Genomic DNA, 11574 nt, shown 5'->3' with positions numbered 1-11574 from the left:
AAGACAATAATCTTTTGTGCCAATCAAGCACACGCAGCATTGATAAGAGATTTGGTAAACCAAAATGCCAAAAGCAAAGACCCTTTTTATTGCGTTCGAGTTACTGCCAATGATGGAGAAGAAGGCGAAAGACTGTTGCGGGAATTTCAGGACAACGAAAAAACAATTCCAACCATTCTGACCACTTCGCAAAAACTCTCAACAGGAGTTGATGCACGGAACATTCGCAATATCGTTTTGCTTCGTCCAGTCAATTCAATGATTGAGTTTAAACAAATCGTTGGCCGTGGTACACGCTTATTTGACGACAAAGAGTTTTTCACCATTTACGACTTTGTAGATGCCTACAAGCACTTTTCAGACCCTGAATGGGACGGTGAGCCGATTGGAGAAGAGCCAAAAGAACCTAATCTTTATCCAATACTTGAACCGACTCACACCCCAGAAATTTTAGACTCAGGCGAACACACTCCAAAGAAGCCTAAAATAAAAATCAAACTTCGCAACGGAAAAGAAAGAGAAATCCAACATATGGTTTCCACTTCGTTTTGGAGTGCAGACGGCAAACCCATTTCAGCAGAAGAATTTTTGAATAATCTATTTGGCGAATTGCCTAAACTTTTTAAAGACGAAGAAGAATTGCGGAAACTTTGGAGCAATCCAATGACAAGAAAGGTATTACTTGAAAATTTAGATGCAGCAGGTTTCCCGAAAGACGATTTATTGACTTTGCAAAAGTTGGTAGATATGGAAAAAAGTGACTTGTATGATGTGTTGGAATACGTTTTCAATGGCGACTATATCGCAATGACTAGAGAAGCCCGAGCCAAAGCTGCCGAAGCGACAATCTTTGCCTTACTCAACGACAAACAACGAGAGTTCATAACGTTCGTTTTGAGCAAATACATTGAAACAGGCGTAGACGAACTCGACCAAGAGAAACTTCCAATCTTGCTGACAAACAAGTATCAATCATTGGAAGACGCAAAAGAAATTTTGGGAGACGTGGCAAACATCAGTCGACTGTTTATAGAATTTCAAGAACATCTTTATAAACAAAAAGTAGCGTAATGACAGGACAACAGAGACATTTAGCCAACGGACAGCTATCCAGTACATTTAAAATCCATAAAAGCCAACGTTGAAGTTAAGTTTTTAAAAGAACCTAACAAGCCGATTAATTGTTCAAAAATGAAGTGAGACAAATTGACAAATTACCAAGAATATTTAACTCCAGCCTGCAACCAATTTTCCTGATAAGTACCTATGTAATTTGGGTAAGATGAGAATCTGTTGTTGTTATATCTTATGTAAAAATCCATATTTCTGATTAAATTTCCTTGAAGGTTTGCTGAAATTGAAAATCGATTGATGGAATCTTGTTTTGTATAAGCGATTCCTGTGCCAATTCTTATCCTTTTAAATAGCGATTTGGAAATATTGATGTTGCAACCTGAAATATTATTACTTAAACCAGCAACTGAATTATTGGACCATTGGCCATTCACTTGAATTTGAAACCCTTTCGGGAGGTTGATTGATTGCTGTACGAATAAATAAAGAGTATTGATTTGTTGTTGAACACTGTCGGTGCTTGTAATATAATACATGGCTTGAATAGTTGAATGAGCAGACCATTTGCCTTTTATATTCCAGGGTTTGCTTAAGCCAATCTGTGAAAGCGTGGAATGAAAATAATAAAATGGATTCTTGATCCTGGATTGTGCAATTCGTACATTTATATCCGGTAGATTCTTAGAATTCCATCGCCATTCGAGGCCGATTTCATTCCTATCGGAACGATATGACTTGGATTCAGAAAAATTATCTTTTTCTTCCGTAAAGTAAACTGAAAGACTTGTCCTATCATCGAGCATTTCCTGCTTGATGCTGTATTTGTTTCTTTGAAGATCATTGGGAAGTCCGAACACCCCCGGATGCATAAAACCCGGACCTGCAAATCTTCTTTCATACTCAAGATGGGTATTGTCTCTAAACAAATTGAATCCAATATTCGCATGATAAGCTAAATCGAAACTACTGGAGCGATTAGGCTGAAATGAAAAAATATTATTCAACTCCTCTGAAATTGTGGTGCTAAGGCTGGTTGCCGGATATCGTGCAGTGTCGTAGTTATTCTGATTTGCATACAACCCGGCCAGTTCCCCACTCATCTGAAACCATTTGTTCTTACCGACATTTAGATTAAAATCGATGGACGATACCCAGGATTTTTCAGGATATAATTCCTGATCCGGAGCCGTTATAATAGAACTGTCTTTGTCCCAATAGTGAATTACATTCAAAGACAAATAGGAGCCATATATTTTTCCGAATCCCAATCGCGTTCCTAATACCTTTTGGGTAAATTGGGCTTGTAGACTATCCGTCAATAAAGAAACTGATGAGTGAATTTTTCCTCCACACACTGCAACAAAAAACAATCCTGGATTCCATTCCAGATTCCCTCCGGATACTTGTGTGCCATTTAATGTCAAAGGGGTATATGCAGGGTAGGATGTTCCAATGCTTAATTCTTTAATGTTGAACAAAAACTTATTCATTCCGGTATATGCGCCATATTTTTTTAAATAAGGCAATAATTCCTTTGGATCAGAGAAATCAGGAGGATCATATACCAGACTTTTCAGTTCTTCTAATCTTCCGGAAACCACCCATGTTTGATATAGTTTATTTAATTGGTCATACCTGTTTTTTATATCATCGTATCTTCTCTTTTTCTCAAGTAACTGCTTGTAAGTCTTTTGAAGGCTGCTTACTTTTTCTTCCAGTCCAGGAGCGATTTTCTGTTTGCCCAATGCTGTCAGTTGTTCCTTAGTCTGGATCATTTCTTCATTTATCTTAGCGATTGCAGAAGAACTTAACTCTTCATCCAGGCGTTCATATTCTGTTAGTTTTTGCAGATCTGATTCATTCATTTTTACTTTTTTCAATTGGGTCTCTGCAAGTTTTCTTAAGATTAGTTCTTTGATATTTCGCTCAAACCGGCTTCGGTCAAATCGCAATGAAAACATATCAACATCCTGCTTTATTTCAGTCTTTTCTGTAGAGTATCGAAACATTCCTGAAATGGGAAATGAATACACACTCAGACCTTGCTCTGCTTCAAGTCGCATATACTGTGAAGGTAATTGAGAATAGTAGGGAAGGGGTTCAGCATAATTATAATCTAAACTTGCTGAGCCATAGGCATGAATGTTTTTGTATTTGGATGGATCATTTTTTCGAATTAGAAGTGCATTAAATTTAATCGTGCGGCAAGGACTTGCAATTTCTTTGTTAGTGGATTTGCTCATCACTTTTGTACAGACAGAATAAGTCCCCTTTGGAAAATTACCGGTAGCAACTACAGTTTGTTGTGAACTGGCATCTTTCCAATCCGTTTTAATTGTTTTTACCTTATCATTGCTTAGGACGATAACACCTTGCTCTAAGAATATTGTCTCTGATCTAAATTCGACTAAAATATTATCTTTTTCATTTTTGATGATACCTAAAAGATAAACATGTTGTGCCTTGGAATTTTGAATGGTGAGGTTCCAAACTTCTGTGGGTTCTAAAGAAGATATATCTTGTATCTGTGAAATTACCGGAATCACATTTAGAAGTAATAATAGGAGTAGAATATTTTTCATTAAATGTAATTACAAAAATTACTTAAAACTTTCCTTCGGTAAGTTGCACTTTTTCTCCATCAGATGACTCTAGTGTTCCAGTAAAAGTTCCATGAGCTTTCTTTACACCTGCCACGGTCTCAGTTCCTGTTACTATAACAGACATATTACCTGCAGTTTTATTGAAGAAAGTTTTTCTATCAGAGCGACCGTAAGTCATCACCGGCTGAAGATCTTTCGATACAGGATAAGTTCCATTCCCTGCAAAGTAATCGAAGGTAAATCCAATGGTCTCACCTTGATTCGCATTCAATGCGCTTACGGCAAATTGTTCGGTTGATTCATCGACTTCGTTTAAAACAACCAGGCTTGCTTGCCATAATACTCCATCGATTTTTACAGAGAATGAGGAATTGTTGTTGTTATCGGGAGTTGCATCATCATTTCCACAGGAAAGGATAAACAAAGGGAGGAGAATGAATAAAAATTTGTTTTTCATATAATAAGTTATAAATTTCGTAAATTTTAAGTTGGAATATTTTACATTAATAGCAAAAATTAATTATTGAGTAATAAGTAGTATCAAGTTTAAAATAAATTTGTTGAAATGGATAATATTTTATTTATTTTGTAAGAGATCTTGGTTTTGCTCAGCTCTATTCATTTGTATTGAATGTATTTATAGACATTTTTATAAGTCAAGTATTTTGTAATTTTATAATATACTTAATTATGAATAATATTTTGTTATTCATCAATTCTACCTTCTAGATGGTCTTCTTCCAACTCCAGATCTTCTTGCTCTTTCGCTTTGAGGAACTCGCCTTGCTGCAGCAGCTTGATCTGTTCTTCTCCTTGCTTCTCCTGGAGTAACTCCCGGTATACTAGGTTGAGTTTGCGCAGGAGGTCGAGATGGGGCTTGTGAAGGTGGGGGAGATGGGGTACTTGGAGTTTGAGAGGCTTCAGCAGATCGTCTGGCATCAACACGAGCACGACCTCTCGCTCTTGCTTGTTCTCTTAAAATTGTTGGTCTAGCTTGAGTTGTAATATGAGTTGCTCCATCAGAAGCAATATCGTCAATGCCAGACGGGGGAGCAAATACAGTTATCATGTCTGTTGCAGCATCAATTTGTCTTTGATTTGCATTTGGAAACATTCTCCTTAAATTTGCTCTCACGATTTCTGGAATTAATCCGGATCTTACCATTCTCACTAATTCCTGTTCTTCATCATGGGTCATCGTAATAGATGAACCGGTAGAAAAAATCGACACTACTCCTAATGCAATTGCATTTAAGCCAGAAACTTCTCGGATATTATCTCTGGTATTTGTTGTATAATCTCCCGTTATCATTGAATGAGTCTCAACACTTGAAGTGATTAGCACTCCGTCAATAGCTGAAGTAACAGCATTGCCTACTGCTCCAGCAGCCCAAACGAAAAAGCCTATTGCGCCATCATTATGATCCTCTGCTCTAGAAATTCCTCTTGGATCATCCCTGTCACTTTCTTGCGCTGACTGAGATTGATCATTTCCTACAGGTGAAGGAGGTGAACTTTGGGCGCCTTTAGGATCAACTAAGCCTATTGGATTATCATCAAATGCAACATAATTACTCCAACTTGGATACTTCTCCTCCATTGGATCAACGCTCAACCATCTCCCAACCCTAGGATCATATTGTCTGAATTCAGTAGTATAGGAATTAGCTTCCCCTTTAAAATTATTATCTTGTTCCATCCCTTGGAATCCATATCGATAATTTGTTGTAGAACTATCTCTACCTGGCATAATCATTCCAAACGGATAATAGTCAGTTGCTTTGCGAATGTCTGTTTTAAATTCAACTCCATCAGAATATTTACGATCTGATACCAATACATTGATATCACCAATTTGATTTTTTAGTTCATATAATTTATGCCCGCGATACTGATTCCATTTTTTTGAATTAAAGCTAGCTAACAATGTGTCAAGTTGAATTACTCCAATGCGAGATCCTGCATATATAGGAAAATTATTGAGCTGGATTTGATTTTCTTTAATCGCATATTCAGCCAGAATATTCCCTGCGATATCCCTAATCGTATATTCCATATTTCTTTGTCCCGAAGCTGAAACATGGTTTTTCATAATGCGTCTTCCCCAAGTGTCATAGTATAGTTGACTGCTTCCTTCTGCATTAGTTACTTCTTTCAATTTGTCATTAGATAACCAACTCAAGTTCATGCCTCCCTCTGAAATATCATGCAACAACCTTCCTTTGACATCGTATCGATAGTTTTCGGAGGGCTGAGTTTGAAGATCCTTATTTTCTCCACTCAATAATTGTCCGCGGGGATCTGTAATATATTGTAATTGATTGTTGGTGTCGTCATTATAATTATAAGTAAGATGATCAAACTCATTACCTTTACCATCAAATCGATTCAAAGTTTTTATATTCCCATTTTTATCATAGGAGATGTTCATCGAATATCGATTTCCTATTCCCATATTCGATGCGGTCAAACGGTTTAGCTGATCATAATGATAAGAATGAATATGGGTCAATTGATCTAATCCAATGTTTTTCATAGCGATTCCAGTAATATTTCCGGTATAATTGTTTTGTACTCCAGTCGGTAGTATACTTTCTATAAGATCTCCTGTGCCACGGAAATCATTATTATAGTAATGAAGTTGATAAGCCAAAACGTCTTTTAAATAGTTTCCATCTTCTGATACTTCCAGGTCTGGATGATTCAATTTTTTCAGCCATCCGTTGATGGTATACGTCAGATCCAATTCCTGTATGTTTTCCATGCCAAGTTTTGCGTTTAACGCAGGACCATGTAAGTAGTATTCATAGCTGGCATCTACATCTTTATACAATTCTGGTTCATAAGGGCTAAATCCTGTTTTTACCTTGGTCAGGCGGTTATCTGCATCATAATAATACCATCGATAGAATTGGTCCAACTTGCCCGGTTGATAAGCTGTTTCGTGTACTTTACCTGTTAATACATCGTATCGATATTTTATTTTTTTGTATCTATGTAGTCTTGCAATTTCTTCTGACATTCCGGTCAAAGTTCTCATGCCGGAAAAGTCCTGAACTATTTCTTTCGTGTTACCGCTAATGTCATAATTAAAATAAACGGCATGCATTAAATCCGTACCCGAGTTGTAATATTTAACTGATGATACTCTGTTTCGTAAGTTATTTTGCCCAGAGGTAAATTGGTTTAAAACTTCTCTTGAGGTTTCAGCAAGATCGTATTTCGTTACGGTATATTCTTTTTTGAATGTTGATCTTGCCTCAAGCACGGAGTAATATCTCAGATATTTCATTATTCCATTATCTATGCTTTCATGGATGCGATCAAAAGATTGAATCGCACCTGATTCTTTAATACGCGACCTTGCATCATAACTTATATAGCTAGCTTCGTTAGATGATCTTTGCACCGCATCTTGTGATAAAATAATTCTACCCACCTCATCATAACACCATTTAGTAGTTCCTCCATCTGGCGTAGTTTTGCTAAGTTTGGCATTCAATGAATTATATTGATAACTTGTACTTAAGTTATTATGATGAACTGGAAAAATTCCCGAATCTGATCCAATTCTAACTCTTGATACGTCAGTCATCACATGAACAGCTTTTGGTGGAACTGTTCTTGTTAAATTGCCAGCCTGATCATAATAAAACAAAGTAAACTGATACATTTTTTGATTTTGCAGAATTACACATCGCTCATTTCCGCTGAGAATGCAGGATTTATTATACAAAGCCCTCAGACTATCATAAATCAATTTTGCACGAAATAATTTTGCAGCATAAATGGAAGCGTTGTAATCTGCTCTGGATTCTTCTTTGCATTTATCTTTGAAAGGAACTTCTGGAAATAACAAATCGATGCAGCAGGAATTCTCAGAATTCTGTGGTGGGTATAATCTCAATTTTTTAGGAAGTTTTTTTAACAATTCAGTTATCTCATTGAGATTGTACTTTAATTGATTCCACAAGGATTCTGTTTCAATACTTAATTCGATCTCTATCTTATGTGTATCCTTGACAAAAGCATTTAAATAAAATTTCCTTTCTCCGGGGCGACTACTTTGTCTCATGCAAGTAAAATATATGATGTCACTCCAGGAGGCAAGGTCTGTTTTTCGAAACAACATTCTTGTTTGAACGGCATTGAGCTGATCTAGTATTTCGGCTTCCAATTCATTTCCTCTAATAGTTGATTTCCAGTAATAATGTGGTGAAAGCATGTTTCTAAATGTCTTTACAATGCTATCCGGAATAACAGAAGGTGGTATTCCATTCAAATCAATACGGGGAAGACTCAAATTATTTCCAGGCTTTCCGAGATCAACAACCAAAGCATTCAACATGCTCTGAAGATCATAGGCAGAAGACGAAATATTACAATTTGCAATTACTTTCCAACGGGCATAAGCAGCTGCTTCCTGAACATTGAGAAAACGAATTCCCAAAGTATCAAACATTGGCAAACGCGAAGTAGTAATACAACTGGCGTGTAAAAACTTCGCTTTCATTCTTCGAAGTAAATTAATGATGGTCAATCCAGGTTCGGCTATACTTCCGGCTTCTGATGGACAATGATGACATATAGCTCCATGGTCTCTTCCCATACAAAGTGCAGGATATAAAATATGTGGTGAAGATGCATAAGCAGACTTTACATCGACAAAACGAATACTATCTATGTATTTTTGTTTTTCACTCTGATAAATGCCTTTATAAGCATTCCAGGCAAAGGTTTTTGCTTCATCATTTAAGCTTAATAATCTGGTTTTGTTATCATTAATGCAAGTTCTCAATTCTAATGGATCATTGTTAATACCGTCCCTATATATTCTGGAATTGCAAAACATGGAGTGTACTACAATTTCAAAAATATTCATATAGTCACCTGAACCAATTGCCGTGTGACGAGATAATTTATTTAAAAAATCAGTTTTAATGAGATCGGATGCTGTATTGAAAAAAGGATCCCGGTTGATATATTCTAAATCAATCAAGACGTCGGTTTTCATAAAGCCTTTTCTAACCGCTTCGTCAAAATTATGTTCAGCATTCATCTTGCGGTCATATTCAAGGCTTGTAATATGTTCATTATTCCATTTTAAAAAGGGATATTCCGGATGAAACCTTACAAAAATTTCAGACCAGGATTCCTTCCATATGGATTTCAGAAATTCTATGTTTGTAATATTTTGAGGAATCGTGTATCTCCTTCCGCCTTCTATTTTATAGGTTTCAGCCGACCGACCTTCTGCAAAATCAAAGCTTTCTCTGAGACCGGTAATATCAATCCATGAGACGGTTCCATCCATATTCCTATAGTAAAAATTTGGGATCATGGTGTAGTTTATTCCCAATGATCTTAGATTGAAAATTGATATTTTAAAGGAATCGATATTTCGGGGATCTGTCCAGGCAAATTGCCCATTAGGTGGCAAATAATCATTCATCAATTGATTGAAATTATTTGCATCAAAGAGCAACTCTGTTTCGGGACAATTTTTACTGCACAAGGGATTATTTCCTACACTTCGCAGGTAATATCCGCTTGCAATTTCAAAAACGCAGGGTATGCAACTAGGAGCTGTGATACAAGGAAATGGAGCAGGAATATTTGGAACATAACATGCAGTGTCCTTTTTTACAAAATCAAGAATATATTTTTCACTTTCTTCTTGATCTAATTCTAATGACTTGGTTAAATAATACTCACCTATTTTCAAATTCGTTATGGGAATATTTAGGTTTATACCTTCTCCCATGTTGCATCTCGAGGTATCTGTATCTTTTCTTGGTCCTATTGGTATCGATTTATTTAAAAAAACATCACCACATGAACTGACTAATTTCAGGACTAAGTTTTTAGGACAATCGTAACAAAGGTTTTGTCTGCAAATAATAGTACGTAGAGATGCTGGGTCCAAGTTATATTGTATCGTTAGGGTAGAATTATCGCGATCTACAAAAATACTCTGGCTGGCCATAGAGACTCCTTCATGGATGTCAATAACATTGCTTTGTTCCATAACATCAAATCGGGTTTCTTGATTGATATCAATGTCTGAATCGGGAATTGCTGTAAGATTGGTAGGGCAGTCACCTGTCAGCGCAGTTGCAATATTTTGGCCTTTAGCGTTTTGATAACTGACAAATAGCTGGCCATTGGTATCTTTCAAAATGACTTTGGTGTACTTCCGTGCTTCTCCAACTTCTGATCCAAACATTCGAAATAATTCTTCCTGTGATGGAGTGGTGTAATAATATTTGTTCTCTTTGCCTGAGCCTATTTGAAAGTCTCTTCCCATCAGTGTACTGCTTTTTACTCTGCCGGTATTATCGGGAGTGTATTCTACTTGGGAGAATGGGTATCCGTCTGCGATTGGAATGTCTTCTTTATGAAATCCTTCAAAATCATTCGACGGACTATAATATTTTCCTGCTCCTGAAGTTGTGCCCATGGGTTTAGCCCGGAATTCCGGATTGCAACTATTCAGAACATCTTTATCAAAATCTTCTGCTGAATATTGCTCACCTGATTCATTGACATTCAATTTCGGAATAAAATTCAAATCGGGTTCATGTTCATAATAATTTGATAAATCTGTAAAATCAGGTCCACTTCTCCCGGAAGGTAAATCGCGTCCGGCCGGATACAAATCAAAACCACTGGGCAAGAATCTTCTGTCGATTTCTGCTCCTGTATGGGCTCCTGATGTTGCTCCTGTATTTCTGCTGTTCCCAAAAGGAAAGGACCAGGTGGAAATTGTTCCAGAGCCTTTTGACTTAAGCGGTACCGGCAAAGTCTGTACAACTGGTCTTCCTTGAAAATCGTAATATTGTTCTGCTGCAATCAAATGATTACCATCGGTGCTGAGTTTTGTAATGGCTTGTCGCTCTCTTCCGCTACCATCAGAATATTTTAACAGATCTTTTCTTAATCCGTTTTCGGCATAATTTGCGATGTATTGCCAGGGCTTTGAATCTTTTTCAAAAATTTTATCGCCGTCAATCATTAATACATTACTTGCTCTCGACCAGGGCCCATAATATATATTTCCATTTTCATGAATTCCTCTTGCTCGATATCTGCAAACAAATTTTGATTTGGAAGCAATGGCCGGTATCTTATAATTTACTTGCTGAAGATTTATTCTCGTTGCATTTTTCTTAAAGTCTATTTCTTTAGTGGAATATCCATCTACAAATTTCCATTCAAGGTCATAACTTTCAGCCCAAAGAATTGGATTCCAGGACATTTCTATATATCTGCCTAAAAACTGAGCTGAAATTGGATGACTGAGTAAAATGGTACCTGACGCAGGAATCTTCGATTGTTCGATTCCCAGAATTTGTGATTCCAATAATACAACTGAAACCGAGTCGGGATCACTTAAGGGAATACTGGAAATGAAAGTATCTATTGTTATTTCAGCCCATATAACACTATCTAATACAAAATAATCCTTTGCCTTATAATTGCTTCCACTAATGCTATTATAGTTTACATCTAATTTGGATCGAACGCTATCTAAGCTTGAGGAGCCTAGTTTTTTAAAAAGAATTTTAAAACAAACTTCAGTTTGATGATCTTTTATTTCAAAGACAGATAACGAAGGGTTGGTCATGAATCCAATAACTAATGCAGATTCTTTCAATCGTTTTAATGGCGTTCCTGATAATGCTGCACCTGTTTTTGCAATAAAATCCGAATTATAAATCGTATCTTTTATAGCGCTGTGAGAATTCCTGATATCATTTAGGAGCCCGTATTCAAATCTGGAAACTCCATTTGTGCCGATTTGACTTATTTCCTGTGCAAAAGTTATTTTATAATTACAAAAGATTATTAGTAGGATCAGGAAATACCGCATGAACAAAATATTTCTTTTCATTTC

Annotated in this window: 4 protein-coding genes; 1 reads left to right on the top strand and 3 read right to left on the bottom strand. The window is 36.5% G+C overall.

Going from position 1 to position 11574, the window contains the following annotated elements; translation table 11 throughout:
• Window positions 1-1071, top strand: a 1071-nt coding sequence (locus tag IPM92_08960; GenBank protein MBK9108484.1) for a restriction endonuclease subunit R, incomplete at its 5' end; no start/stop codon positions are given.
• A gap of 143 nt (window positions 1072-1214) precedes the next feature.
• On the opposite strand, the gene IPM92_08955 is transcribed toward IPM92_08960, so the two are convergent.
• The 3 genes from IPM92_08955 to IPM92_08945 form a co-directional block, all read right to left on the bottom strand.
• Window positions 1215-3656: a hypothetical protein gene (locus tag IPM92_08955; protein MBK9108483.1), complete on the bottom strand. Its 2442-nt coding sequence runs from the start codon at window positions 3654-3656 to the stop codon at window positions 1215-1217.
• A 22-nt stretch (window positions 3657-3678) separates the two neighbouring features.
• Complete coding sequence (locus tag IPM92_08950; GenBank protein ID MBK9108482.1) at window positions 3679-4134, bottom strand: hypothetical protein; 456 nt, start codon at window positions 4132-4134, stop codon at window positions 3679-3681.
• Window positions 4135-4395: 261 nt separating this feature from the next.
• Window positions 4396-11571, bottom strand: a complete 7176-nt coding sequence (locus tag IPM92_08945) for a hypothetical protein (protein ID MBK9108481.1) — start codon at window positions 11569-11571, stop codon at window positions 4396-4398.
• Between the last annotated feature and the right edge of the window lie 3 nt (window positions 11572-11574).

Source organism: Saprospiraceae bacterium (genome assembly GCA_016719615.1).
GTDB lineage: Bacteria > Bacteroidota > Bacteroidia > Chitinophagales > Saprospiraceae > Vicinibacter.
This window is presented reverse-complemented; position numbering and strand designations above follow the sequence as displayed.

Excerpts from the sequence above, each read along its gene's own strand:
- IPM92_08955 (MBK9108483.1), bottom strand. The coding sequence starts at position 3,656 with ATGAAAAATATTCTACTCCTATTATTACTTCTAAATGTGATTCCGGTA.
- IPM92_08950 (MBK9108482.1), bottom strand. The coding sequence starts at position 4,134 with ATGAAAAACAAATTTTTATTCATTCTCCTCCCTTTGTTTATCCTTTCC.
- IPM92_08945 (MBK9108481.1), bottom strand. The coding sequence starts at position 11,571 with ATGAAAAGAAATATTTTGTTCATGCGGTATTTCCTGATCCTACTAATA.